22 protein-coding genes and 1 riboswitch are annotated in these 26,367 nt (G+C 65.9%); of the genes, 11 read left to right on the forward strand and 11 right to left on the reverse strand.

Translation table 11 applies throughout. The features are described 5' to 3' along the window. Positions 1 to 16: 16 nt before the first annotated feature. Positions 17 to 1,105, reverse strand: a complete 1,089-nt coding sequence (gene apbC, locus LDZ21_RS10490) for an iron-sulfur cluster carrier protein ApbC (RefSeq protein WP_244793260.1) — start codon at positions 1,103 to 1,105, stop codon at positions 17 to 19. A gap of 271 nt (positions 1,106 to 1,376) precedes the next feature. Between apbC and LDZ21_RS10495 the strand changes: the two genes are divergently transcribed. Together LDZ21_RS10495 and metG are read left to right on the forward strand one after the other, a co-directional pair. Beyond that, positions 1,377 to 2,033, forward strand: coding sequence for a YiaD family glycine zipper/OmpA-like lipoprotein (locus tag LDZ21_RS10495; protein ID WP_035961071.1), 657 nt, complete (start codon positions 1,377 to 1,379; stop codon positions 2,031 to 2,033). Between the two features lie 448 nt (positions 2,034 to 2,481). Continuing rightward, positions 2,482 to 4,620, forward strand: a complete 2,139-nt coding sequence (gene metG, locus LDZ21_RS10505) for a methionine--tRNA ligase (protein ID WP_244793262.1) — start codon at positions 2,482 to 2,484, stop codon at positions 4,618 to 4,620. Between the two features lie 71 nt (positions 4,621 to 4,691). On the opposite strand, the gene LDZ21_RS10510 is transcribed toward metG, so the two are convergent. Beyond that, positions 4,692 to 8,846: a translocation/assembly module TamB domain-containing protein gene (locus tag LDZ21_RS10510; RefSeq protein WP_244793264.1), complete on the reverse strand. Its 4,155-nt coding sequence runs from the start codon at positions 8,844 to 8,846 to the stop codon at positions 4,692 to 4,694. A 35-nt stretch (positions 8,847 to 8,881) separates the two neighbouring features. Beyond that, the gene (locus LDZ21_RS10515; RefSeq protein WP_404980502.1) at positions 8,882 to 10,732 is read right to left on the reverse strand and encodes an autotransporter assembly complex protein TamA; all 1,851 of its coding nucleotides are present in this window, start codon (positions 10,730 to 10,732) and stop codon (positions 8,882 to 8,884) included. Positions 10,733 to 11,130: 398 nt separating this feature from the next. On the opposite strand from LDZ21_RS10515, the gene LDZ21_RS10520 reads away from it, so the two are divergent. The 4 genes from LDZ21_RS10520 (at position 11,131) to panD (ending at position 13,534) form a co-directional block, all read left to right on the forward strand. After that, complete coding sequence (locus LDZ21_RS10520) at positions 11,131 to 11,319, forward strand: DUF3460 family protein (protein ID WP_174447191.1); 189 nt, start codon at positions 11,131 to 11,133, stop codon at positions 11,317 to 11,319. Between the two features lie 83 nt (positions 11,320 to 11,402). Then, complete coding sequence (locus LDZ21_RS10525; RefSeq protein WP_035961065.1) at positions 11,403 to 12,230, forward strand: segregation and condensation protein A; 828 nt, start codon at positions 11,403 to 11,405, stop codon at positions 12,228 to 12,230. A 69-nt stretch (positions 12,231 to 12,299) separates the two neighbouring features. Beyond that, positions 12,300 to 13,133: a pantoate--beta-alanine ligase gene (panC, locus tag LDZ21_RS10530; RefSeq protein WP_035960544.1), complete on the forward strand. Its 834-nt coding sequence runs from the start codon at positions 12,300 to 12,302 to the stop codon at positions 13,131 to 13,133. A 14-nt stretch (positions 13,134 to 13,147) separates the two neighbouring features. Further along, the gene (panD, locus tag LDZ21_RS10535; protein WP_035960543.1) at positions 13,148 to 13,534 is read left to right on the forward strand and encodes an aspartate 1-decarboxylase; all 387 of its coding nucleotides are present in this window, start codon (positions 13,148 to 13,150) and stop codon (positions 13,532 to 13,534) included. A 106-nt stretch (positions 13,535 to 13,640) separates the two neighbouring features. Here panD and LDZ21_RS10540 read toward each other — a convergent pair whose 3' ends face one another. After that, positions 13,641 to 14,267, reverse strand: a complete 627-nt coding sequence (locus LDZ21_RS10540) for a nucleotide-binding protein (RefSeq protein WP_035961063.1) — start codon at positions 14,265 to 14,267, stop codon at positions 13,641 to 13,643. A 184-nt stretch (positions 14,268 to 14,451) separates the two neighbouring features. Between LDZ21_RS10540 and LDZ21_RS10545 the strand changes: the two genes are divergently transcribed. Beyond that, entirely contained in the window at positions 14,452 to 14,868 is a 417-nt protein-coding gene (locus LDZ21_RS10545; RefSeq protein WP_244793266.1) for a PaaI family thioesterase, read from the forward strand. A gap of 12 nt (positions 14,869 to 14,880) precedes the next feature. On the opposite strand, the gene LDZ21_RS10550 is transcribed toward LDZ21_RS10545, so the two are convergent. Next, positions 14,881 to 16,353, reverse strand: coding sequence for a cobyric acid synthase (locus LDZ21_RS10550; protein WP_244793268.1), 1,473 nt, complete (start codon positions 16,351 to 16,353; stop codon positions 14,881 to 14,883). 56 nt (positions 16,354 to 16,409) lie between these two features. Between LDZ21_RS10550 and cobU the strand changes: the two genes are divergently transcribed. From cobU to LDZ21_RS10570, 4 genes are read left to right on the forward strand one after another with little or no spacing between them, the layout of a single operon-like run. Beyond that, positions 16,410 to 16,982 (forward strand): bifunctional adenosylcobinamide kinase/adenosylcobinamide-phosphate guanylyltransferase, encoded by a 573-nt coding sequence (cobU, locus tag LDZ21_RS10555; protein ID WP_035961059.1) that lies wholly within the window; start codon positions 16,410 to 16,412, stop codon positions 16,980 to 16,982. A gap of 4 nt (positions 16,983 to 16,986) precedes the next feature. Then, positions 16,987 to 17,928, forward strand: coding sequence for an adenosylcobinamide-phosphate synthase CbiB (gene cbiB, locus LDZ21_RS10560; RefSeq protein WP_244793270.1), 942 nt, complete (start codon positions 16,987 to 16,989; stop codon positions 17,926 to 17,928). Then, the gene (cobD, locus tag LDZ21_RS10565; protein ID WP_244793272.1) at positions 17,921 to 18,916 is read left to right on the forward strand and encodes a threonine-phosphate decarboxylase CobD; all 996 of its coding nucleotides are present in this window, start codon (positions 17,921 to 17,923) and stop codon (positions 18,914 to 18,916) included. The genes cbiB and cobD overlap by 8 nt, the downstream gene beginning before the upstream one ends. Continuing rightward, on the forward strand, positions 18,913 to 19,794 hold the full coding sequence (locus LDZ21_RS10570; RefSeq protein WP_244793274.1) for a cobalamin-binding protein: 882 nt from the start codon (positions 18,913 to 18,915) through the stop codon (positions 19,792 to 19,794). Before cobD ends, LDZ21_RS10570 begins: the two co-directional genes overlap by 4 nt. Positions 19,795 to 19,803: 9 nt before the next feature. Here LDZ21_RS10570 and cobC read toward each other — a convergent pair whose 3' ends face one another. Genes cobC through LDZ21_RS10600 form a run of 6 tightly spaced genes read right to left on the reverse strand, consistent with a single transcriptional unit; the run spans position 19,804 to position 25,841 of the window. Further along, positions 19,804 to 20,373, reverse strand: a complete 570-nt coding sequence (gene cobC, locus LDZ21_RS10575) for an alpha-ribazole phosphatase family protein (protein ID WP_244793276.1) — start codon at positions 20,371 to 20,373, stop codon at positions 19,804 to 19,806. Then, positions 20,358 to 21,119 (reverse strand): adenosylcobinamide-GDP ribazoletransferase, encoded by a 762-nt coding sequence (locus LDZ21_RS10580; protein WP_244793278.1) that lies wholly within the window; start codon positions 21,117 to 21,119, stop codon positions 20,358 to 20,360. Before LDZ21_RS10580 ends, cobC begins: the two co-directional genes overlap by 16 nt. After that, positions 21,116 to 22,183, reverse strand: coding sequence for a nicotinate-nucleotide--dimethylbenzimidazole phosphoribosyltransferase (gene cobT / locus LDZ21_RS10585; RefSeq protein ID WP_404980501.1), 1,068 nt, complete (start codon positions 22,181 to 22,183; stop codon positions 21,116 to 21,118). The genes LDZ21_RS10580 and cobT overlap by 4 nt, the downstream gene beginning before the upstream one ends. After that, complete coding sequence (locus tag LDZ21_RS10590) at positions 22,180 to 22,956, reverse strand: ABC transporter ATP-binding protein (protein ID WP_244793282.1); 777 nt, start codon at positions 22,954 to 22,956, stop codon at positions 22,180 to 22,182. The genes cobT and LDZ21_RS10590 overlap by 4 nt, the downstream gene beginning before the upstream one ends. Further along, a complete protein-coding gene (locus tag LDZ21_RS10595; protein ID WP_244793284.1) occupies positions 22,953 to 23,951 on the reverse strand; it encodes a FecCD family ABC transporter permease in 999 nt (332 codons plus the stop codon). The genes LDZ21_RS10590 and LDZ21_RS10595 overlap by 4 nt, the downstream gene beginning before the upstream one ends. A 24-nt stretch (positions 23,952 to 23,975) precedes the next feature. After that, the gene (locus LDZ21_RS10600; protein WP_404980500.1) at positions 23,976 to 25,841 is read right to left on the reverse strand and encodes a TonB-dependent receptor plug domain-containing protein; all 1,866 of its coding nucleotides are present in this window, start codon (positions 25,839 to 25,841) and stop codon (positions 23,976 to 23,978) included. Between the two features lie 85 nt (positions 25,842 to 25,926). Continuing rightward, positions 25,927 to 26,227, reverse strand: a riboswitch (cobalamin riboswitch). Positions 26,228 to 26,367: the final 140 nt, after the last annotated feature.

Below are 26,367 nucleotides of genomic sequence, written 5' to 3' on the forward strand. Positions count from 1 at the left end.
GTCCAGACGACCGGCGTCAGGTGTTCTGCACGACGATGCTCGGGAACTTCGACGTCATGTCGCGCTGGCGCTCGGCAATCGAAATCGCGACGCGCCGGGCGATCGCGCGATACGTCTCGGCGATGCGGCTTTCCGGCTCCGACACGACCGTCGGCTGGCCCGCATCGGTGCGTTCGCGGATGGAAATATCGAGCGGCAACTGCCCGAGAATCTCGACGCCGTATTCCTTCGCCATGCGCTCGCCGCCGCCCGCGCCGAAGATGTGCTCTTCGTGGCCGCAATTCGAGCAGACATGCGTGCTCATGTTCTCGACGATGCCGAGAATCGGAATGCCGACCTTCTCGAACATCTTGAGGCCCTTCTTCGCGTCGAGCAGCGCGATGTCCTGCGGCGTCGTGACGATCACCGCGCCCGTCACCGGCACCTTCTGCGACAGCGTGAGCTGAATGTCGCCCGTTCCCGGCGGCATGTCGACGACGAGGTAATCGAGGTCCTTCCAGTTCGTCTGGCGCAGCAGTTGTTCGAGCGCGGACGTGACCATCGGGCCGCGCCAGACCATCGGGTTGTCCTGCTCGATCAGAAAGCCGATCGAGTTCGCCTGGATGCCGTGGCCGGTGAGCGGATTCATCGACTGGTTGTCCGGCGATTCGGGGCGGCCGGAAATGCCAAGCATCATCGGCAGCGAAGGGCCGTAGATGTCCGCGTCGAGCATGCCGACCGACGCGCCTTCCTGTGCAAGCGCCAGCGCGAGATTCGTCGCGGTCGTGCTCTTGCCGACGCCGCCCTTGCCCGACGCCACCGCGATGATGTTCTTGACGTTCGGCAACAGCTTGACGCCGCGCTGCGCCGCATGCGCGACGACTTGCGAGGTGACATCGACGGAAACGTCGGTCACGCCGGGCACCTGGCGCAGCGCATCGGCGACGAGGCTGCCGATCGCAGCGAACTGCGTCTTCGCCGGATAACCCAGCACGACGCTCACCGCAACCTTGCCGCCTTCGATGGAAACGTTGCGGATGCTCTTCGTATCGACGAACTTGCGGTTGGTGTTCGGATCGGTCAGGGTAGCGAGTGCGGTGTCGATCCGCGCGCGGTCAATGCTCATTGAAACTCCAGGGAACGCTTGTTGCTAAATCGGCCGTCGCGTTGCAACAAACTGAGGAAATTGAAAGTAATTGTTAGCGCCGTTGCGCGCGAGTCGTCCCGCGCTGCACTATGCCGCTGCTGTTGCTATCCGGGGACGCATCGCACCGGGCGCACGGACGTGTTTCTCAATATTCCCGTTATTGTAGAGGCTCGTCCGAAAGCCCGTCCGAAGACCCTTTCGCATTGTCGGCGCGTGTCGCCGAACCGCTTTTGAATCAAAGGAGATCAAGATGAATACGAAGTTGTTGACCCGCCTGTCCGTTTTCGCCGTCGTCGGCGCACTCGTTGCCGGCTGCGCATCGCAGCAGGGTACCAATGCGGCCGTCGGCACGGGCGTCGGCGCGGCCACGGGCGCTGGCATCGGCGCGATTTTCGGCGGCGGCAAGGGCGCGGCGATCGGCGCGGCGACGGGTGCGGCGGTTGGCGGCATCACCGGCTACAACTGGCAGGCCATCCGCAACAAGATTTCCGGCGATTCGAAGGGCACCGGCACGCAAGTGACCGAGCAGCAAGATGGCTCGCTCAAGGTCAACATCCCGAACTCGATCTCGTTCGATACCAATAGCTACGCGATCAAGCCGTCGTTCGATCCGGTTCTGAACTCGGTCACGCAAACGTTGCAGCAGCATCCTGAGCTGATTGCGAGCGTCGTCGGCCATACGGACAACACCGGCACGGCGGCTTACAACCAGACGCTGTCGCAGAACCGCGCGCAGAGCGTGGCATCGTACATTTCGACGCACGGCGTTCCGGCGCAGCGTCTGTCGGCGCAGGGCATGGGCCAGAACCAGCCGATCGCCGACAATTCGACGGAAGCGGGCCGCGCGCAGAATCGTCGCGTGGAGATCTACCTGCGCGCGACCGCGCAGCCGGGTCAAGTGCAGTAAGTAACTGATATTGCAGGAGAATAGACGAGCGGGCGCGCTGAGGCGTCATCGGGTCGAAGGCGCCTGAAAAAAATTTGAAACTTGCCGGCGCGGCGCTTGTCTGTTGTTACGGTAGGTGGATGGCTGGACCATCGCCTGCCATTCTCCTCTTGTCGTTGTTGCTCCGGGGCCCCAATGGACCCCGGTTTTTTTTGTGCGGACGGTTTTGACACCGGGTCAGGCGACCGAGATGCTCAACCGCTTGCCAAGCGTCAGCAACGCCGCCTCGATTGCCTCCAGTTTCGACGAATGCCGCGGATTTAGCAGCCGATCCACCTGCGGCATATGCACGTTCAGCCTGCGTGCAAGCCTCGCCGCAGTCCCTCCCCTGCCTTCCTTCCCCGCCCTGCTAAAATCGAAAGTCCGCTTTTTCCACAATCCGAAGCAATTCCCTCCAGGCCGCGCCTCTATGTCAGCACCGATTTCCGCCACTGCCGCCGCCGCGTCCGCCGCCACGAACGGCCGCCGCCAGATCCTCGTCACGTCCGCACTGCCGTACGCGAACGGTCAGATTCATATCGGCCATATGGTCGAGTACATTCAGACGGATATCTGGGTTCGGACGCTGCGAATGCATGGCCACGAGGTCTACTACGTCGGCGCAGACGATACCCACGGCACGCCGATCATGCTGCGCGCGGAAAAGGAAGGCATCACGCCCAAAGCGTTGATCGAGCGCGTCTGGAAAGAACACAAGCGCGATTTCGACAGCTTCGGCATTTCGTTCGACAACTACTATTCGACCGATGCCGAGGAGAACCGCGTCCTCTGCAATTCGATCTACGGCGCGCTTCAGGAAGCCGGCCTCATCGACGCACGCGACATCGAGCAGGCCTACGATCCGGTCAAGGAAATGTTCCTGCCGGACCGCTTCATCAAGGGCGAGTGCCCGAAGTGCGGCGCGAAAGACCAATACGGCGACAATTGCGAAGTCTGCGGCTCGACCTATCTACCGACCGAGCTGGTCAACCCGTACTCGGTCGTCTCGGGCGCGACGCCCATCCGCAAGACATCGACGCATTACTTCTTCCGCCTGTCCGACCCGCGCTGCGAAGATTTCCTGCGCGGCTGGGTCGGCGGTCTGGCGCAGCCGGAAGCGACCAACAAGATGCGCGAATGGCTCGGCGACAAGGGCGATGCGAAACTCGCCGACTGGGACATCTCGCGCGACGCGCCGTATTTCGGCTTCGAGATTCCCGGCGCACCGGGCAAGTACTTCTACGTGTGGGTCGATGCCCCCGTCGGCTATTACGCGAGCTTCAAGAATCTGGCCGATCGCATCGGCGTCGATTTCGATGCATGGGTCAAGCCGGATTCGACAGCCGAGCAGTATCACTTCATCGGCAAGGACATCCTGTATTTCCACACGCTCTTCTGGCCCGCGATGCTCCAGTTTTCCGGCCATCGCACGCCGACCAACGTGTTCGCGCACGGCTTCCTGACCGTGGACGGCGCGAAGATGTCGAAGTCGCGCGGCACGTTCATCACCGCGCAAAGCGTGATCGACACCGGGCTCGACCCGGAGTGGCTGCGCTATTACTTCGCGGCGAAGCTGAACAGCACGATGGAAGACATCGACCTGAACCTCGAGGACTTCCAGGCGCGCGTGAACAGCGATCTCGTCGGCAAGTACGTGAACATCGCGAGCCGCGCGGCGGGCTTCCTCATCAAGCGATTCGATGGCCGCGTGCAGGACAGCGCGATGCAGCATCCGCTGGTCGTGCAACTGCGCAGCGCCATCCCGCAGATCGCCGGATTCTATGAATCGCGCGAATATGGCCGCGCGCTGCGCACGACGATGGAACTCGCCGACGCGGTAAACCACTACGTCGATTCCGCCAAGCCGTGGGAACAGGCGAAGGACCCGGCGAACGCGGTCGCGCTGCACGAAACCTGCAGCGTGAGCCTCGAAGCGTTCCGCCTGCTGTCGCTCGCGCTGAAGCCGGTGCTGCCGAAGCTGATCGAATCGGTCGAGGCGTTTCTCGGCATCGCGCCGCTCGTCTGGGCGGACGCGGACAAGCCGCTGTCGTCGGCGAACGCGGTCAACGCGTACAAGCACCTGACGACGCGCGTCGATCCCAAGCAGATCGAGGCTTTGCTGGCGGCGAATCGCGAATCGCTGCAAGCGGCGACGGACGCACCGGCAGCCGTGGCGAAGACCGCTGCAAAGAAGGACGCAAAGGCGGAAGCGAAGAGCGACGAGTCCGGCGTCATTTCCATCGACGACTTTGCGAAGGTCGATCTGCGCATCGCGAAGATCGTCGATTGCAAGGCGGTCGAAGGTTCCGACAAGCTGCTGCAACTGACGCTCGACATCGGCGAGGAAAAGACGCGCAACGTGTTCTCGGGCATCAAGTCGGCGTATCAGCCGCAGGATCTGATCGGCAAGCTGACGGTGATGGTCGTCAATCTCGCGCCGCGCAAGATGAAGTTCGGCCTGTCGGAAGGCATGGTGCTCGCGGCCTCCGCCGCCGACGAGAAAGCCGAACCGGGCCTGTACATCCTCGAGCCGCACAGCGGTGCCAAGCCGGGCATGCGCGTGAAGTAAGACGCATCGGCTGAAAAAGAAAAGGGCACGCGAAGTCTGCGTGCCCTTTTTTCATTGCTGGCCTCGCGCCTTCAGTCCCCCGACGAATCCGACTCCACCGCCGACGAAGCCCCGAACGGCGCCGACACGCCCGACGCTCCGGACGCCGCCGATGGCTGCACCGCCGGCCCCGGTGATGTCGACATCGACAGCAGGCGCGCCCACGAGTTGAAGCGCCGCGTGTACGACAGGTCGACGCCCTGATATGTGCCGCCGTAGGCCGTCGCGGACCAGAACCGCGACAGCGCGAGCGTGGCCTTGACGGCGTTCTGCGCCGACTGCAAGCCCTGCTCGTAACCGAGCACGAGACGCTCGTTGATCGCCTTCGACAGCAGCACCACTTGCGGGTCCGTCAGCCCCACTTCGCTCGATCCGACCGTGAACTCATCCAGCCCCACCGTCTGCGCGATCTTCGCGCCGCCGCGACTGCCGAGCAGCGCAAGCGCGCTCGTCATCGCGCTTTGTTGGCCGACGTTGTTGCCCTGATCGGTGCCGTGGCCGAACAGCAGCCACGAGAGCTTTTCGTTGTCCGGCACGTTCGGCTCGGAGATCAGCTTCGCCACCGGCGACTGCACCGTGCCCGTCACCTGCACGCCCGCCTCGATTTCCTGATTGCGCCGCATCGCCAGAATATTGATGCCCGGATTCGCCACCGGTCCGTTGAAGGTGAAGAAGCCGTTCTCGATGCCGAGCTTGCGCCCGAACGCCGTGTAGGTCGAACCGGGGGTCACGCGCACGTTGCCGACCGCGCGCAGCGGCATGTTCGGCGCGCTCGTCGCGGTGATGGTGCCCGCGAGCCCCAGGTCCGCGCCCGCTCCCTTGAAGCGGAAACGCTGGCCGAGATTGATGTCGATGTTCGCGCGCGGCGTGAACGGCCCGACCGGCTTCTCGGTCGCCGCGACGATCTGCTTGCCGTTTTCGCCCTTCACCGTGCCGTCGGGGCGCACGATCACGACATCGTCACCGAGCGCGGGGGCAGAGCTTTCCGGCAAGTCGAAGAGCGCGTGATCGACGTTGAACTTGCCGTTGATCGCCATGCCGCCCTGCAATCCCGCATTCGCGATGCTCGCGCTGCCCGACAGCATCAGTTCGCGATCCGGCGAGGCGAACAGCTCCAGCTTGTCCGCGATGATGCTCGCCGTCAGATCCGGCTCTTGCTGATCGAGCCGCACCTTGCCCGTCGCGCGGAGCAGGCCGCTCGCGCCGTGGAACTCGACCTGCCGGAAATCGACGAGATTCTCGGACAGCGCAATGCGGATGATGCCGTCCTTCAACTGCACGCCCTGATCGACGACCGTTGCTGAAATAGCGTCGCCGGTCAGCGAGCCCGACAGGCTCGGTTTCGCGACGATGCCGGCGATGGTCAGCTTCATCGCGAGTCTGCCGCCGAGCAGATAGTTCGCGCCGAGCAGGCCGCCGGTCGTGCGCAGTTCGGGCACGTTCGCGTCGATGCCCCCGGACAGCGGCGCTTCGTCGGCCACGGTCAGCATGCCGTCGCGCGGGACGAGCGTCGTGTGCACGTTGGCATCGATCACGCCGATGCGGCTCGCCTGCGCATGCAGCGTCGCGTTGAGGCGGTTGCCGTTGGCGAAATCGGCGCGCGCGACGATGTCCGAAATGCCGAGCGCCGCGACCCCGCGTGTGCCGTCGATCGTCACGTCGCCGCCGCGCCGCTTGATCTGCGCGTAGCCGGTGGCCGTCGAGCCGAGCGAGAAGTCCCAGTTGCCGTCGAAGATGAGGTCGGTTCGAATCGACGATTCCTCGCCCGTCATCTGCCGCCGGACTTCGAGCAGGCGCGGCACCGAAAGATTCGTGAGCGTGCCCGCCGACTGAATGCGCCCGCCTTCCACCGCGAACGATTTGAGATTGAGCGCCGCGCCCTCCGCGACGAGCCGCGTCGCGCCGAGCACGATGCGCTTCGGCCCGTAACTCACCGACAGCGGCGACTCCAGATTCACCGACGGCGTGCCCTTGTTGGTGAGCTTCGTGATCGCGCCGTCCCAGTGCGGGCCATCGGCGGCGTCGGTGAACTTGCCGTTTGCGCCGAGCGTGAGGTTCACCGGCTGGCCCTGCACCTTGCCGGTCGCGGTGACGCCGAGCGTGTGCTGCATGCGCGTGCCGTTCAGATTCGCATCGAGCGTGGCGACTTCGATGCCCGAGGTGCTCGCATCGCGCGCCTTCAGCGTGAACACAAGCGCGCCGTTCGCGCCATCGCGGATGTCGGCGTGGCCTTCCGCGTGACCGAGGCGGTTCGCGCCGAACACGACGCCATCGGCCTGATAGTTCGCCGCGATGTTCGGATGCGCGAGCGAGCCGGTCAAATCGCCGTTCGCCTTCACCGTCCCCGCGATCCCGAAGCCGAGGCGCTCCAGTTGCGGCGCGTCGATGCGAAACCGCAGACGGTCGCCCGGCGCACCGAAACTGCCGTCCAGCTCGGCATCGTTGCCGGCCACCGACAGCTTCGCCGTGCTCGGCAGCACGCGCGTGCCGGCGATCTGCACCGTGCCCGCGCCGGTGAGCGGCAGGTTGTCGTACATGCTGTCGTCGAGCTTGAACGTGGCCTTGGCCGTCAGCGTCGGCGCGAGCACGCCCGATGCGGCGAGTGTCCCGTTCACGCGCGCCTCGACCACGCGCGGGGGCGTCGCCGTCTTCTTTGCAACGGGTTTCGGCGCGGGTTTTTGCGCGATCAACTGCTGCTGAAGCAAGAGCGGATTGAAGTCGACGAACTTCGCCTTCAGGTCGTAGCTCGAATGGACGTCCTTCTTGAGCACGCCGCTCGCCTCCACGCGGCCCTTGCCGACGGTCAGCTTTACGTCGTCGAGCGTGGTTTGTTTCGCGTCGAGTTTGATCCTGGCCTGCGGGCGGATGGCCGCTTTCGGATCGTTCAGGTCGACCGTCACGGCCTGCGTGTCGCCCGCGAGAACGACGCCGATCGGCCCCGCGAAGTCGGTCGGACGCACGCTCGGTTCGATCGCGTTGAGATCGAGTTTCGCCACTTTCAGATCGAATCGTCCGTGGCCGCCCGAAATGGCGCCGCCGCCCGTGATGGCCGCGTCCTTCAACAGCCGCACGTTCAGATCGCCGATGCTTTGCGCCGAAGCGTCGAGCCGCACGTTGGCGCGCGCGTCGATGAGCGGCAACAGCTTCTTGTCGATGGAACCCGGCTTCGCGTTGACGATCGACACCGGTCCGCTCACCGCGAACGTCTTCGCGCCTTCCACCGGCTTCACTTCGGCGCGCACGGCGAGATCGGCGGCGGGCGCGCCCGCGCTGAACGCCTGCGGGTTGATGTGGTCGGCGGTGACGATAGCGCGCTTCAGCGGCACGTCGGCGAACGGCGTCGCTTCGACGTGCGCCTGGCCGGCGAGCTTCATGCCGCTGGCATCGACGTCCGCGATCAGGTCTTCGAGCGAGCCCGAAAGCCGCGCGCCGACCTGCACCGCCTCCTCGTTGACCTTGCCGGCGTAGGTCGCGTCGCCGGAGAGCGGGAACGGACGCGCGCCGCCGTCGAGTTTCGCCGCGGCCGTCACCGATCCGAACGGCGTCGTGAGCCGCTGAACGGCGGCCTCGTGATGCTGGCCGTCGCTGCGTCCGTTGAAGAGCAGGCCGGAGAATTCGGTCGTCGTCGCGCCCTGATGCAGTCGCAGTTTCGCGACGCTCAGATCGCGGACGGCAAGCTGAATCGGCAGACGCAGATCGCGCGGCAGTTCGGTCTTCTTGCTCGGCTCGTTCGATGGCGCGATGCGCGCGTCGATCGTCCCGATGTGCAGATAGTCGATGGTGAAGCGCAGCGGATCGTGCGTGAGCGCCCAGCGGCCGGAGACGCTATCGACGGCGATATCCGTGCCCTTGCCGTCCTTCCAGCGCACGTCGCGCAATTGCAGGCCGGTCGCGATCGCGCCGCCGTCGAGCTTGCCGGTGAGCCGCCCGCCGAGCAGCGAGGTCGCCGCGTCCCAGGCGTAGCGCGTGCCGCGATCGGTCGTCAGCGCGAACAGCACCGCGCCGAGCGCGAGCACGACAATCAGCACGACGGCGAGCACGAACGCGCCGATCCAGCGCAGCAAGCGCCGCTTGCCGCGCGGGCGCTGCGGCGTATCGGGCGTTTGGGGCGTCGGGGGCGTCGGGGGCGCTTCGCCGCCGGGGGTGGCGTCGTTGCTGTCGTTCGCCGGGTTGCCTGAGTCGGTCATGCCTTCGTTAGCTGAAAATATCGTCGATGCATCGCTCAGAAAGCGATGCCGAGCGTCAGATACGGCTTGATGCTCTTGTTCTTGAGTCCATACGCGACGTCCACGTTGACCGGCCCGACCGGGCTGCGCCACCGCGCGCCGACGCCCACGCCCGGCTGGAACACGCGCTCGCCCCAGGTATCGGTCGCGGTGCCGATGTCGAAAAACACCGCGCCGCCCCAGTCGTGCGTGAACCAGTGCTGATACTCGCTGCTGCCGGTCACCATGTACTTCGTCGGCAGGATCGAGCCCGACACGTTATGGCCGATGCTCAGATAACTGTAGCCGCGCACCGAGTTCGCGCCGCCCGCGCGAAACAGCAGCGACGCCGGCACGCCGCTCGACGGCCCGGTCGTGAACACGCCGCCGAACTCCGCGCGGAACACGAGAAGATCGTTGCGGCCGAGCGGCAGGTATTGCTGCATGTTGGTGTAAAGGCGCGCGAACGTCTGATCGGTCAACAGCCCCTTCACCGCGAAACTGGCCTCCGCGCGCACCACGTTGCCGCGGCGCGGAAACAGCGGATCGTCGACGTCGCGGCGCACCCACGTCCACGCGGGCACGAGCGCGCGCGCCGTCGACGGATTCGGCTCGTTCTGCGTCAGGCGGTCGTCGTAGAACGTGAGCGAGTATGTCGTGTCGATGTTCTGCGTCGAGCGCGACCGCTGCACGCCGACGCGCGCGCTGTAGATGTTCGTGTCCGAGACATCGGTGATCGTGTAGGAGCCGAAGATCGCGTTGATCCAGCCGCGCGAATCCGGCGGCATCGCTAGTTGCACGCGCCCGTACTGCTGAGTCTGGTCGAGCCGGCCCGCGATGGTGAACGGATACGCCGCGCCGAACGTGTTCAGGTAGCTGTACGCGCCCTGGATGTGGAAACCGGTGTCCGTCGCGTAGCCGACGCCGTAGCGCACGCTGTGATACGGATATTCGCTGACCTTGACGTGCAGCGGCGTTTCGAGCGGCTTTGTGACGTCGTTGTCGGCGTCGATCGCGACGCTCGCGTAATACGGCGTGTTCTGCACCTGCCGCTGCAGTTCGTTCACGCGGGCGATGTCGTAGATGTCGCCTTCGTTGATCGGATTCACGTTCTCGATGATCTTCTGCGGATAGCGCTTGGTCCCGCTGATATCGAGCTTGCCGAAGGTGAAGGTCGGGCCGCTGTCGAACGTGACGGACAGATCGGCGATATGCGTGCGCGGATTGATCCGCGCCTGCGAGCGGACGATCCGCGCGCCCAGATAGCGGCGCGATTGCAGCGCCTTCAGCGCGGCGTTCTTCGCGTCGTCCCAGGCGCCCTGCGTGAAAGGATCGCCCTCTTTCATCGCAAAAGCGAAGCGCGCGGCGTTTTCCTGCTTGCGGTCTTCGGTCGTCACAGCGCCGGTGAACTTGAGGTCGACGGAGGCGACATTCGTCCGCGGACCCGGATCGACGCTGACCTTGACCGAGCGCTTGTCGTCGGCCGTGGTGACGTCGGTGCGGACGACGGGCGTGAAGTAGCCTTCGGTCGCGACGAGATCGCGCACGTCTTTCGGCGTGGCCGTGACGAGGAACTGGAACTGGTCGTCGCTGACATCGTCGCGTTTGGCGAAACGCGCGAGATCGAGATGATCTTTCAGCAGCTTCTTGACGTTGCGTGGCGCGTCGATGTCCACGTCGTACTTGGCGAAAGCGGGCGCGGCGACCGCCAGCAAGACAAGCGCCGTCAGCACCGTCAGCGCCGCAGTCGGGCGATGGCCGGCAGCCGGCGCGAGCGGCTTCATCGCGTGCACGAGCGGCTTCATCGCGTGCAGTTTCGCGGCCGCGCCGCGCACCGCACACACCAGATCAAACGAACGCCCCGCCAAACGCGACCTCCGGCAACGGAAAAACAAAATAGAAAGGCGAAGCGGGTCCGCCATGCGGTTCTCGTGCGCAAATCGGCGCAGCACGGCGCGCGAGCGCTATTTCACCACACCGCCACGCCCCGCCGACGTAAAAATGCGGCAACGGCGCGCGAACCGTGCGCCGTTGGACGGCCCGGACGGCGGCCCGGTTCCCGCCGATTAGCACGCGCATGCGTGAAATGCGCGGCCGCGAGCCCTCCGATATGCGCGCCGCCGCCGATGCTTGCGGTAAAATCGCGGCGAACCTGCGGCCCGCCCTGCCCGCTCTGGCTCGCCGAATGCACGGCGGCAAGGCACGGCGCCATGGCACGGCGAATGCGCCGCCATCCAATGAACCGCATCGAACCAACGGAAGCCGGATCATGTATCAGTCGGACATCACCCAGTTCATCAATCAGTTGAAAACGCAGAAGCCGTCGCTCGAAGAAGAGCAGCGCCGCGGGCGCGCGCTCCTGTGGGACAAGCAGCCGATCGACCTCGACGAGCGCGACCGCCAGCAGACTTCGCGCGTGAAACAGACGCCTTACGTCTACTACCAGAACTTCTGAACGTGAGCGCCGGCCACGAGCCGCAACCGCCGCAGGCCGATTCGCGCGGCGACCCGCGCGACGACGCCCGGAAGTCCCGCGACGTGGCGCTCGCCGCCCCCGCGACCGATTCGACGCCCGACACGATCGACGGCGTCGCGTTCGCGCATCTTTACGGCGAGCCGCTCTGGAAGCTGCCGACCGATCTGTACATTCCGCCCGATGCGCTCGAAGTCTTTCTCGAAGCGTTCGAAGGCCCGCTCGACCTCTTGCTGTACCTGATCCGCAAGCAGAATTTCAACGTGCTCGACATTCCGATGGCGGATGTCACCGCGCAATATCTCGGCTATGTCGACCAGATTCGCGAGTCGAATCTCGAACTCGCGTCGGAATATCTGCTGATGGCGGCGATGCTGATCGAGATCAAGTCGCGCATGCTGCTGCCGGTCAAGAAAGCGGATACCGGCGAGGACGCCGAAGACCCGCGCGCCGAACTCGTGCGGCGTCTGCTCGAATACGAGCAGATGAAACTCGCGGCGCAGCGCATCGACCAGTTGCCGCAACTGGGCCGCGACTTCCTGCGGGCGGACGTGTATATCGAACAGTCGACGGAACAGCGCTTCCCCGACGTCGACATGAACGATCTGCGCGCCGCCTGGGCCGATGTCATCAAGCGCGCGAAGCTCGTGCAGCATCACAAGATTTCGCGCGAGGAACTGTCGGTGCGCGAGCACATGAGCGTGATCCTGCGCCGCCTGCAGAACGCGCGCTTCATGGAGTTCAGCGAACTGTTCGATACGGCTCGCGGCGTGCCGGTCGTCGTGGTGAACTTCATCGCCATGCTGGAGCTGTCGCGCGAATCGCTGATCGAAATCACGCAGGCCGAGCCTTATGCGCCGATCTACGTGAGACTGGCGTACTCTCCCGCCTAGAAGCCGCCCTTTCCTTATTTTCCCTTGGAGCGGCCGATACGCCGCCGCCCGCCAGGAGACACCCGCTCGATGAAAGTCATCAGCTCCATTCACGAACTGCGCGACCAGTTGCGCGGTCAGAACCGCACCGCCTTCGTCCCGACGATGGGCAATCTCCACGAAGGCCATCTTTCGCTGATGCGTCTCGCGCGCCAGCACGGCGATCCGGTCGTCGCGAGCATCTTCGTCAACCGGCTGCAATTCGGTCCGAACGAAGACTTCGACAAGTACCCGCGCACGCTTCTCGACGACATCGAGAAGCTGCAAAGCGAGAACGTGTACGTACTCTTCGCGCCGACCGAAACCGACATGTACCCGGAGCCGCAGCAGTACCGCGTGCATCCGCCGCATAACCTCGGCGACATTCTCGAAGGCGAGTTCCGCCCCGGCTTCTTTCAGGGCGTGTGCACGGTCGTGATGAAGCTGATGTCGTGCGTGCAGCCGCGTGTCGCGGTGTTCGGCAAGAAGGACTATCAGCAGTTGATGATCGTGCGGCAGATGTGCCACCAGTTCGCGCTGCCGACGGAAATCATCGCTGCCGAGACCGTGCGCGACGAGGACGGCCTCGCGCTGTCGTCGCGCAATCGCTTTTTGTCGGCGGATGAGCGGGCGGAAGCGCCGCAACTCGCGCTGCAACTGAATCGCGTGCGCGAGGGCGTGCTGTCGGGCAATCGCGATATCGCCGCACTCGAGCGCGACGCGATGAACGCGCTCGCCGAACGCGGCTGGAAGCCCGATTACATCAGCGTGCGCAAGCGCGTCGACCTGCTCGCGCCGGGCGAAGCGGATGCGAACGCGCCGCTCGTCGTGCTGGCTGCGGCGAAGCTCGGCGCCACGCGCCTCATCGACAATCTGGAAATCTGAAGGAAGTCTGCAACATGCAACGCACCATGCTCAAATCGAAGATTCATCGCGCGACGGTCACGCACTGCGAGCTGCATTACGAAGGCTCGTGCGCCATCGACGAGGATCTGCTCGAAGCGGCGAATCTTCTGGAGAACGAGCAGATCGACATCTGGAACGTGAACAACGGCGAGCGCCTCACGACGTACGCGATCAAGGGCGAGCGCGGCAGCGGCATGATCTCGCTGAACGGATCGGCGGCGCGGCGCGCGCAACTGGGCGATCTGGTGATCATCGCGGCGTTCGCTTCGGTCGATGAGGAAGAGATCAAGGCGGGCTGGAAGCCGAACCTCGTGTTCGTGGATGGCGAGAACCGGATCAAGGGCAGCCGGGATCATGTGCCGACGCAGAACTGGACCTGATTCTCTCGATTGACGTGTAGTGAAAGCCGGCGCTTCTCTTCGGGGAGCGCCGGTTTTTTATGGCGCGGGCGTCCTTTCCTGCCGTAAAGGCGCAGAACGCCTGCCGCTATTTCTTGCCCGCCCAGTCGATGATCGGCTGCCACTGCTCCAGATCTTTCTCGACACGGCTTTTCGCCACGTCCCACAGCGTCAGGCCGTGCGCCGCGAGTTGCACATAGTTCTGCGTGTCCCGCAGATAACCCAGCACCGGCAGATCGAGCCCTTCGACGAAACGATGCAATTGATCCGCCGATCGCGTGCGCGCGTCCACGCGCATGCCGACCACCCCGATCTGAATCGCGCCCTTGCGCACCGCCTTTTCCTTCGCCAGCTTCGTCAGGAAGTCCTGCGTGGCGAGAATGTCGAACATCGACGGCTGTAGCGGCACGATCACCTTGTCGGCCAGTTGCAGCGCGAGCGCGAGCCGGTTGCCATGCACGCCGGCAGGTGTATCGACGACGGCTTTTTCCAGACCTTTCGGCGGCTTCGCGGGCGCGTCGACATCGACGCCCCACTCTTCGATCTTCGGCAGCGTATCGACCCGCAGCGACAGCCACGCATGGGCGGAGCGCTGCTTGTCGAGATCGGCGAGCGCGACCCATTCGCCGTTCGCCGCGAAGTGCCCTGCGAGATTGGTTGCGAGCGTGCTCTTGCCGACGCCGCCCTTTGGATTTGCCACCACGATCACGGTCATGAAATGTCCCGGAGTTTGTGCGGCGCGCGTCATTCCATGAGAGCGCGCGCCGTTTCGTCGTTATAGAACGGATGCATGATTCGAGCCGTTGATATTATCGGCAAAAAGCGGTGCGCGCGGCACGCTGGCCGAACGGCCAACTGGGTCGCACGCGCTTTTCATCACACTTCGACGGATTACGCCCATGCCGCTTCGCCCCGATGTCACGCTCGATTTCCTGCGCAACCGCCAGAAAGGCCGCCTGCCCGATCTGCTCGGCGTGCAGCTTCTGTCCCTCGACGAAGGCGCGCTCACCGGCGAGCTCGTGATTCGGCCGGAACTGCTCGCGCCGAACGGCTTTCTGCACGCGGCGACGGTCGTCGGACTCGCGGATACGTGCTGCGGATATGCGTGCATCGCGCATCTTCCCGAGAAGGCGCAGAACTTCACGACGCTCGAACTCAAGAGCAATCATGTGTCGACGGCGCGCGAAGGGAAGATCGTCGCGAAGGCGAGCGCCGTGCATCTCGGGCGCAGCACGCACGTCTGGGATGCGACGGTGACGAACGGCGACGGGAAGCTGATCGCAATGTTTCGGTGTACGCAGATGATTCTGTATTGACGCCCGCGCGTCTCAGCCAAACGCGCCCATCACCGCATCGAGATCGAGCGCCTGCGCGAACGCATCCGCCAGCCGCTCGAGCGACGCCTCGCGCAGCGCCGGATAATCGAGCGGCGCGGCATCTTCGACGCCCGCCCATGCGAGCAGCGCGGCGCACGCTTCGGGCGTATCGAAAAGGCCGTGCAGATACGTCGCGGCAATTTGTCCATCGGATGAAATCGCGCCGTCGCCGCGCCCGTCATCGAGCATCACGGCGGGATTCGCCAGCGCCGCGCCGCTCGTGCGCCCCATGTGAATCTCATAGCCGCGCACCGGCGCATCGGCCGCGCCGATCGCGAGCCGCCCCGTCACGTTCTCCAGTTGCTTGTGCGGCGTCAGCACCGTGTGCAGGTCGAGCAAACCGAGCGCATCGACACACCCGGCCGCACCTTCGACGCCATCCGGATCGTCGATCTCGCGCCCCAGCATCTGCATGCCGCCGCATATGCCGAGCACCTTCCCGCCGTATCGCAGATGCCGCGCGATCGAAGGATCCCAGCCGTGCTCGCGCAGCCACGCAAGATCGCGCTGCACGTTCTTCGATCCCGGCAGCACGATCAGATCCGCCGGCGGCGGCGCAACGCCCCCGCGCACATATTCGAAATCGACCTGAGGATGCGCCCGCAGTGCATCGAAGTCCGTGTGATTGCTGATGCGCGGCAACGCCGGCACGATCACCTTCAGCGCCGGCCGCTCGCCGCGTGCGTGAACATCGCGCGGCAGCATGTCCTCGGCGTCGAGTGTCAGGCCGTGCAGATACGGCAGCACGCCGAGCACCGGCTTGCCGGTCTGCGCTTCGAGCCAGTCGAGCCCCGGCTTCAGCAACGAGATATCGCCGCGAAACCGGTTGATCACGAAGCCCTTCACGCGCGCCCGCTCGCTCTCCGACAGACACGCCAGCGTGCCGACGAGATGCGCGAACACGCCGCCGCGATCGATATCGGCGACGAGCACCACCGGGCAATCGACGTGTTCCGCGAAACCCATGTTGGCGATATCGCGATCGCGCAGGTTGATTTCGGCGGGACTGCCCGCGCCTTCGACGATGACCGCCTCGAACTCCGAGCGCAGCCGCGCATAGGACGCGAGCACGGCATCGAACGCGGTGAGCTTGTACGCGTGATACGCGCGTGCATCGAGATTGGCGTGCGCGTGGCCGTGGATGATGACCTGCGCGCCGCGATCGCTCGTCGGCTTGAGCAGCACCGGATTGAAGTCGATGCGCGCCGGCACGCCGGCGGCTATCGCCTGCAAGGCTTGCGCGCGGCCGATCTCGCCGCCATCGACCGTCACCGCGCTGTTGAGCGCCATGTTCTGCGGCTTGAACGGCGCGACCTTGACGCCGCTTCGCCGCGCCAGCCGGCACAGGCCCGCGACGAGCGTGCTCTTGCCGGCATCGGAGGTGGCGCCCTGAATCATCAGCGTGCCGCGTGGCGTGAATGGCATCGGAAAGTTCCTCGGAAGCGCAGCCCGCTATCTTATCCCGCCGCTACAATATTGCGATGACCTCCAACGTCCCTGTCGCCACGCCGCGCGATCTGACCTTCATCCTCGGCGGCGCCCGCTCGGGCAAAAGCGCCCATGCCGAACGCCTTGCCGCCGAAAGCGGCCTGCCCGTCGCCTATCTCGCGACCGCGCGCATCGGCGACGACGAATTCGCAGAACGCGTGCGGCATCATCGCGAGCGGCGTCCCGCGCACTGGACGCTCGTCGAAGCGCCGCTCGATCTCGCGGGCGCGCTGCGTGAAGCGGATCGCGCGGGACAGTGCGTGCTGATCGATTGCCTCACGCTCTGGCTAGCCAATCTGCTGTGCCCGCCCGAATCCATGCACGACGAGCCCGCCACGCTGTCCCATCAAGCCATGCAAGCCTTCGATGCCTTCGACCGCGCATTGGCCGATGTACGCGGCAAGGTCATCGTCGTCAGCAACGAAATCGGCCTCGGCGTCGTGCCGCTCGGTTCGGTGACGCGCCTCTATGTCGACGAACTCGGCCGCCTGAATCAGCGCGTCGCCGCCGCGAGCACTCGCGCGACCTTGATGGTTGCGGGCCTGCCGCTCGCACTCAAGGGCTGACGCGATGCTGCTGCTCTCCGTCTATGCGATGGCGCTGCTCGCGGTGCTCGGCGTGATCGTCGATCGCGTGTTCGGCGAACCGCGCAGGCGTCATCCGCTCGTCGGCTTCGGCACGCTCGCGGCGAAGCTCGAAGCGCGCATGAACACCGGGCATCGCGCGCGGCCGGCGGGAATCGCCGCGTGGATCGCCGCCGTCGCGCCGCCGGTTGTCATCGCGTGGATGCTGGTGAGCGTGCTGCCGTTTGCGTACGCCTGCCTCGTCCACGTGCTGCTGCTGTGGTTCGCGCTCGGCGCGAAGAGCTTGCGCGAGCACGTCGCGCCGATTGCCCGTGCGCTGAGTTTCGGCGATATCGACGGCGCGCGTGCGCTGACATCGCGCATCGTCTCGCGCGATACGTCGCACGCCGATGAAAACGCGCTGTCGCGTGCGGCTGTCGAATCGGCATTGGAGAACGGCAACGATGCGATCTTCGGCGCGCTCTTCTGGTTCGCGGTGGCGGGCGGTCCCGGCGCGCTCGCGTTCCGTCTCGCCAACACGCTCGATGCGATGTGGGGCTATCGCACGCCGCGTTACCTGCGCTTCGGCTGGGCGGCCGCGCGCTTCGACGACGTGCTCAATTTCATTCCCGCGCGGCTCACGGCGGCGACCTACGCGCTCACCGGCGATACGCGCATGGCGTGGCATTGCTGGCGCACGCAGGCGCGCTCGTGGGACAGCCCGAACGCGGGCCCGGTGATGGCCGCGGGCGCGGGCAGTCTGAACGTGCTGATCGGCGGCGCGGCGGTGTATCACGGCGTGCTGGAAGCGCGGCCCACGCTCGGCGCGGGCCACGATGCCACGCCGCGCGATGTGGTGGCGGCGCTGCGGCTCGTCGATCGCTCGATGATGCTATGGCTCGCGGTGCTGCTCATTCTTGCGGTTTTCAGTGTGACGACGAATGGCTGATCCGATTCTCCACGGCGGCAATCTGCGCGAAGCCGCGCATCGCTATGCGATTCCACTCGACGACTGGCTCGACCTGTCGACGGGCATCAATCCGCGCGGTTATCCCGTACCGCCCGTGCCGCCGGACGCCTGGCGGCGCCTGCCCGAAGACGACGACGGCCTCGCCGACGCAGCCGCCCGCTACTACGGCGCACCGCTCGCGCTGCCGGTGGCCGGATCGCAGGCGGCGATTCGCGCGTTGCCGTTCCTGCTGAAGCGCGGCGTCGCGGGCGTCGCGCCGCTGGCTTACGGCGAATATGCGCCGGCGTTCGCGCGTGCAGGCCATTCGATCGAAACGCTCGACACGGCAAGCGGCGAATTGCCGGCCACGCTCGATCACGTCATCATCGGGAATCCGAACAATCCGACTGCCGACCGCCTCTCGCGCGAGACGCTGATGCGCTGGCACGCGCAACTCGCCTCGCGTGGCGGCATGCTGATCGTAGATGAAGCGTTCGCCGACGCGGACCCGGATGCATCGCTTGTCGCCGAGACGGCGCGCGGCGGGCTCGTCGTGCTGCGCTCGGTCGGGAAGTTCTTCGGGCTGGCGGGCATACGCGCGGGCTTCGTGCTCGCCGCGCCCGCCGTCACCGATGCATTGCGCGATGCGCTCGGTGCGTGGACGGTCGGCGGCCCCGCGCGGCACGCGACGATGGCCGCGTTCGCCGACCGAGCGTGGCAGCAGGACACGCGCGAGCGGCTGCGGCGCGATGGTGCGCGCCTTGCCGAGCTCATCGCACGTCATGGCTTCGACGTGCGCGCCACGCCGCTCTTCACGTGGACGCCGACGCCGCGTGCGCCTTCCCTGCAACATGAACTGGCGACGCGCGGTATCTGGACGCGCCTCTTCGATCGGCCGGGCATGACGACGAGCCTGCGCATCGGCTTGCCGGGAAGTGAAGGCGACTGGGCGCGGCTCGAACGCGCACTCGCGGAGATCGGCGCATGAGGTTGCTCGCGCTCGTCGCCCTGTTGATCGCGATGCACGCCCGCGCCGCGATCACCGTCACCGACGACACCGGCGCGCCCCTCACCCTGCCCGCTCCGGCGACGCGGGTCGTGAGCCTCGCGCCGCACGTCACCGAGTTGCTGTTCGCGGCGGGCGGCGGCGGGCGCATCGTCGGCACGGTGAGTTACAGCGATTATCCGAACGAAGCGCAAGCGATACCGCGTGTCGGCGACAACAAGGCGCTCGATCTCGAACGCATCGTCGCGCTGCATCCGGACCTGATCGTCGTATGGCGGCACGGCAATGCCGCGCGTCAGATGGATCGCCTGAAGGCGCTCGGCATTCCGCTCTATTACAGCGAGCCGAAGCGTCTCGACGATATCGCCGCGAGCATCGACAAATTGGGCGCGTTGCTCGGTACGCAGGAGCGTGCGCGCGCGGCATCGACGGCATTCACGCGCGATATCGCGCAACTGCGCGGCAAGTACGCCGCGTTGCCGCCGGTGCGCGTGTTCTATCAGGTCTGGGACGATCCGCTGATGACGCTCAATGGCGACAACGTGTTCAGCGAAGTCATCGGCGTGTGCGGCGGCGTGAACGTGTTCGCAGCCGAAGCGCCGCGCGTGCCGACGATATCGACGGAAGCCGTGCTCGCGGCCAATCCCGAAGCGATCGTGACCGCGACGCCAGGCGCGACCAAGCCGGATCGCGCGCTGCCGGCGCTCGACCGATGGAAGCGATGGACGTCCATGACCGCCGTGGCGCGCGGCAATCTGTTCGGCATCGATGGCGATGTCATCAACCGGCCGACGCCGCGCATCGCAATCGGCGCGGCAGAGTTGTGTCGCGATCTGGATATGGCGCGGGCGAAGCGGTAAGCGCGCGACTTACGCGTTCCACCGCACGACAATCCAGCCTGCACCCGCCCGACGAAGCCACACGATCCCTTCGAAATCGAGCGCCCACTGCAACACGCCCTCATAGTCGAGCCGCAGCAGACGCGCCGCCAGCACCCGCATCACGCCGGCGTGCGCGACGACATGCATCGCGGATGAAGCATCGGCGGATGCCTCGTCGAACCAGTCGAACACGCGGGCGCTGAACTGAGCGAGACTTTCGCCGCCATGCGGACGCGCATGCTCGATATCGGCGGCCCACGCATCGATCAGCGCGCGATCGATGTCATCCCACGCGCAGCCTTCCCACGCGCCGAAGTGCATCTCGGAGAGCCGCGCATCGACTCGAGACGGCCCGAGCGCATCCGCAAGCGATGCACAGCGGCGCAACGGACTCGAATGCCATCCGTCGACGCAAGCGGGAACGTTCAGCGCACGCATCCGCGCGAGCGCGTCACGCGCCGATTCGCGCGCATCGCGAACAAGCGGCGCATCGGTCTGGCCGTAGCACACGCCTGCATCGATCGCGACAGCGGGATGACGTATCAGTACGAGATCCATGCAAGCCCGATGAGATAGATCGCAAGCTCGAACACCTGCTGCGCGCAGCCGAGGCAATCGCCGCTATAACCGCCGATGCGCCGCACGAAGTAGCGCCCCGCGATGAAACGCAGCGACGCAAGCAGGACAAGCGTCACGCAGGCGAAGCGCCAGCCCATCCACAGAAGCCACGGCAAGCCGAACGCCAGTGCAAGCGCGAGCGACATCGCGCTCATGCGCTGCGCGACCGGCTTCGCCTTGCCTTCGGCACGCACGTAATCGAGCGTGACGAGATAGCTGATCGCGAACGCGCGGCTCGCGGCATGCGCGGCGATCATCAGCATCGCGGCGCGCATCGGCGGCAACGCGGCCAGCGTCTGCCACTTGAGCGCCAGCGCGATTACGAGCGCAATCGCCCCAAATGCGCCGATGCGCGAATCGTGCATGATGCGCAGCACGTCGTCGCGCGTATAGCCGCCGCCGAAGGCATCGGCGCAATCGGCGAGACCGTCTTCGTGGAACGCGCCGGTCAGCACGAGCGTCGCGGTCATCGACAGCAAGACGGCCACGCCTGCCGGAAACACGCGCAGCGCCGCGAGATAGACGAGCGCCGCGACGCCGCCGACCATCGCGCCGACCAGCGGAAAGTAGCGCGCCGCCGCGTTCAGATACTCGCGCTCGAAGCCGACCCAGCGCGGCACCGGCACGCGCGTGAAGTAGCCGAGCGCGGTGAAGAAGTAACGCAGCTCGTCAAGCGGACGGCTCATGGCTGCGCGTCTTGCTTGTTCGATACGCCCGCCGAATCGAAGCTCGCCATCTCGTCGACGAACGCGACGGCCGCGCGCAAAAGCGGCAACGCGAGCGCCGCGCCCGTGCCTTCGCCAAGACGCAAGTCGAGTTGCAGCAGCGGCGCGGCATCGAAGTGCGCCAGCATGCGCCGATGCCCCGCCTCGTTCGACGCATGCGCGAACACGCAGTAATCGAGCACGTCCGGCGCAATCTTCGATGCCACGAGCAACGCCGAACTCGCGATGAAGCCATCGACGAGCACCGTCATGCGCGCCTCGGCTGCGGCGAGGTACGCGCCCGTCATCATCGCGATCTCGAAGCCGCCGAACGTGGCGAGCGTATCGATCGCATCGCCGCCCGACGCATGCGTCGCGAGCGCGCGGGCCAGCACGTCGCGCTTGTGCGCGAGCCCGCGATCGTCGAGGCCGGTGCCGCGTCCGACACATTCGTCGATCGGCAATGCGCACAAGCGGCTCATCAGGCACGCCGCCGCCGATGTATTCGCGATCCCCATCTCGCCGAAGCCGATCACGTTCGTGCCGAGCGACGCATGATGCCGCACGCGCGCCGCGCCCCGCGCGATGGCTTCGAGCGCCGTGTCGCGCGACATCGCCGCTTCGTGCGCGAAGTTGCGCGTGCCGAGGCCGAGCGACAAACGCTCGTAACTGTGGTCGATCGGTATCGGCGTCGCGACGCCCGCATCGACGATTTCGAGCGTCATGCCGACGGAACGCGACAACGCATTGATCGCCGCGCCTCCGCTCAAAAAATTCGCGACCATCTGCGCCGTCACTTCCTGCGGATACGGACTCACGCCTTCGGCGGCGATGCCGTGATCGCCCGCGAACACGATCATCGCGGGACGTTCGATGCGCGGCTTCGTCGTGCGCTGTATCACGCCGATCTGCAGCGCGAGCGATTCGAGCCGCCCGAGGCTGCCGGGCGGCTTCGTCTTCATGTCGATGATGCGGCGCAGTTCGGGTTCGATGGCGCGATCGAGCGCGCGAGGCATCGGAATGGACATGGGCGATTCCTTGGTCATGAGGGGAAGCGAGGCACGAGCGCTTCATGCCCGCCATCGCGGATGAGCGCCAGCGGATAACCGAACGCGGCGCTCGCACGCTCGGCCGTGAGCACATCGGCGACGCGGCCGCCCTGCGCGCCGCCCTGGCCGTCGAGCAATAAAGCATGCGTGGCGAAGCGGCGGGCGAGGTTCAGATCGTGACACGAGAGCACGACCGCGCGGCGTTCATCGCGTGCGGCTTTCACGAGCGCATTCAGGCAGTCGATCTGATGATGCAGGTCCAGATGCGCGAGCGGTTCGTCGAGCAACAGCAGCGGCGCGTTCTGGCACAGCACGGCGGCCAGCGCAACGCGTTGCCGTTCGCCGCCTGAGAGCGTCAGCACGTCGCGGGTTGCGAACGCGGCAAGGCCCAGTGCATCGAGCGCGGCGTGCGCGGCGGCACGGTCGTCGTCGCTTTCCCAGCCCCAGCCGGTCAGATAAGGAAAGCGGTTGAGCAGCACGGTGTCGAGCACGGTCGCGCTGAACGCGTCGTGCGTGCTCTGCGGCATCAGCGCGCGCCGGCGGGCGAGATCCGCCGCGCGCCATTGCGCGAGCGCGCGGCCATCCAGCGATACGACGCCCGCCGCCGGTTTTGCGAGGCCCGCGAGGACGCCGATGAGCGTCGTCTTGCCCGCGCCGTTCGGCCCGGCGATGCACCACACTTCGCCCGCCGCGATGGTCGCGCTCAGGCCGTCGACCAGGATGCGGTCGCCGGCGCGCAGCGTGAGCGTGTCGATATGAAGTGTGTTCATCGCGGTCGGCGCAACAGCATCCACAGGAACATCGGCACGCCGACGAGCGCCGTCACGACGCCGACCGGCAACTGCCCCGGCGCGATGACCGTGCGCGCGGCAAGATCGGCGCTCATCACGGCGAGCCCGCCCGCGAGCGGCGCGGCCGGCACGAGCATGCGCTGATCGTTGCCGAAGGCGAGCCGCAGCAGATGCGGCACGACCAGCCCGACGAAGCCGATGGTCCCCGCCGTCGTCACCGCGGCCGCCGCCGCCAGCGACGCCACCAGATACACGCGCAGGCGCAACCGTTCGACCGGCACGCCGAGCGCCCGCGCGGCGGCATCGCCACGCAAGAGCACGTTCAGTTGCGGCGCGACGGGCGCAATCACGGCAAGCGCCACGCCCAGCGCGATCATCGCGGGCCACGGGGTCGCTGCGCCGTTGAGGTCGCCGGTGAGCCAGAAGAGCATGCCGCGCAGCCGGTTCTCCGGCGCGATGCTGAGTATCAGCGTGATGAGCGCGCCCCACCCCGCCGCGATCACGACGCCCGTCAGCAAGAGCCTCGGCGATGCCTCCTGCTCGCCATGCCACACGTGCCTGCGCGCAAGGCCGAGCACCAGCACGATCGACACGAACGCGCCGATGCACGCGGCGAGATCGACGCCCCACCACGGCATCGACGCGAGCATCGCCGCAAGCGCGAACGCCGCCGCGCCGCCGGATACGCCGAGCACGTACGGCTCCGCGAGCGGATTGCGCAGCAGCACTTGCAGCAGCGCGCCGGCGAGCGCGAGCAGCGCACCCGACGCAAACCCCGCCAAAGCGCGCGGCAAACGCAAGGTGAGCACGATGTCATCGGCGATATCAGGCGTGGCCGAACGGGCATGCAGCAGCGCAGCGATCGCACGCGACATCGGCAGATTGACGCTGCCGAGCGCAAGCGATGCCGCGAGCGCGGCGAGCGCCATCGCGCCGAGCGCGAGCCAGATGAAGACGGCACGGCTAGCGTTCATCGTTCACCAGCGACGACGCCACGCTCACGACGAATTCCATCCGAGCGTGATGTACGCACCGCGCCGCGGCGTGTTGTACGAATAAGCGAGTTCATAGTCCCGGTCGAACAGATTGTCGATGCGCGCGCTCACGTACCACGACTTCGTAATGTCATAGCGCGCGGACAGGTTCACGACGCCGTAGCCCGCGAGCGTCGAATCGTAATCGCTGCGCGCGCCGCTCACAATCCACTCGCCACCCACGCGCCATCGTCCGATCGAACGATGCGCCGACAGCGATGCAAAGCGCCGCGCACGCCTCGTCAGTTCTTCGTGATTCGTCTCGTCGACGGGATTCTGGAACGTGACGCCCGCGCGGATATCGGTGGCGCCCACATGCCCCGCCCACGATCCCTCGACGCCCTGCACCTTCGCGCGTCCCACGTTCTGCGCGATATAGAAGCCGCTGCCGTCCGATACGTAGTCGATCAGATTCGAATAGCGCGTCTGAAACGCCGTCACGCGCACCACGCCCACTGCGTCCGATGCATATTGCAACGCGGCCTCGACCGAATGGCTGCGCTCAGGCTGAATCGACGCATTGCCGCTGAACGGATAGTAGAGGTCGTCGAAGCTCGGTGCGCGGAACGACGCCGCATAGCTCGCGCTCGCGCGCCAGTGAGCGTCGAACTTGTACGCGTAGCCGAGATAGTAGCTGTTCGCGCCGCCGAAATCGGAGTACTGGTCGTGTCGCACGTTCGCCTGCACTTCGCTCCGACCGAAGCGCCCCACGTAGCCCGCGAACACCGAATTGACGTGACGATCGGGCGCGCTCAGTTGATCCGAATCGAGCGACTGATCGAGATGCTCATAGCCGAACAGCAGCTTGTGGGCATCGGTGAGCCTGAAGTCGTTTTGCCAGAGGTACTGATGATTCTCCGAGTTGAATCGGCTCGTATACACGCCGTTCTGCTCGATGTTCGCGCGGTCCTGTCCCTGCGCGATGGTGAAGTGCGTGGTCCAGCGGTCGGTGAGCCTGCCGTTCGCGAACACTGAAGCCGAACGCACGCGGTCGTGCGTCTTGTTGATGTCGGCCGGGGTGCCGTATGCATCGTCGAAGCTGTCGACGCCGTTCGATTGCAGGAAGCGCACGCCCGCATCCCACTTGTCGGTGAACTTGTGGCGCAGCGTCGCGGCGACGCTTTCGTTCAGATAACCGTTCGCGTTCGGATTCGCACCGGGCGCGAGCGCCGGATCGATCGACGAGAAGCCGTCGGTCTTTTCGCGGGACACGTTCAGGCTGAAGGTAGTGCGGCCCTCGGCATCGAGCGCGCCGTCGACGCCCGCCGACTGACGCTGCGTGCGATAGCTGCCGTACTCGGCTTCGAAGTGAAAGCGCGGCGGGTGGGCATCGCCCTCTTTCGTGAAGATTTGCACGACGCCGCCGATCGCATTCGATCCATACAACGCCGATACATTGCCGTTCACCACTTCGACGCGGCCGGTCTCATCGAGCATCATTTGCGACAGCTGCGCCGCGCCGAGCGATACCGACTCGACACGCACGCCATCGATCAGCACGAGCGATTGCGACGACGCCGCGCCGCGTATGTACACGCCCGAGTTCGCGCCCGGCCCGCCGTTTCGTGTGACCTGTACGCCGGGCGCGAGCGCGATCAGGCCGAGCACGTCGCGAGCGTTGGTGTCGGCGATGTCCTGCTCGTCGAAGAGCGACGTTTGCGGGAGCGAATCGGCGAGCGGCTGCGCGGTGCGCGTCGCCGTAACGACGACCGGCGCGAGCGTTTGCGCGGCGGTATCGGCATGAGCGGATTGCACGGGCAGCGCGCTGAACGCCGCGCACGATGCCACGCAAACGGCGCGACGCTTCATGCCGGACGGAGATGAAACCATGCTTGAAAATCCAGTTCGGGGCTGGCGCGTGCCCCGCTCCCCGCGAGGTCTGTGCGCGACGCGCGCGCCACTATGCCGATGACATGGACGCGCTGGACGATTGGCCGGTATCCGGGCTGGCGACGCTTCGTCCCGCCTTCCCGCGCATGGCGCGCAGTGGCGTCGACACGTTTCTTGCAGGGCGTGCCGCATGCCGACGAACCATGCGATGCGACGCGAGAAACGCGCGAGGGACGACTTGCAACTTGCGTTGCGGTCGCTTACCGTTGCGGGGGCAGCACAGGTTGGCGCGTCCCGGTCATGCGCCGTGGACTTCGCTCCCTGTTTCCCGTTTGACTGCATCCGCGAGAGAAGCGGACGCGAGCACCAAAAGTGCGGCAAGTGTAGGAGCGGGCATCGGGGCCGTCAAGAACGCGCGCCGTGCCCGGCACCCTGCAATGAACACGCACGCTCGCTCTTTCCACACACAAATGCATCGCGATGCGCGCATGTTCCGGGGTTGTTACGTCTCGAAACGAGACAATTA

Source organism: Caballeronia grimmiae (genome assembly GCF_022879615.1).
Classification (GTDB): domain Bacteria; phylum Pseudomonadota; class Gammaproteobacteria; order Burkholderiales; family Burkholderiaceae; genus Caballeronia; species Caballeronia grimmiae.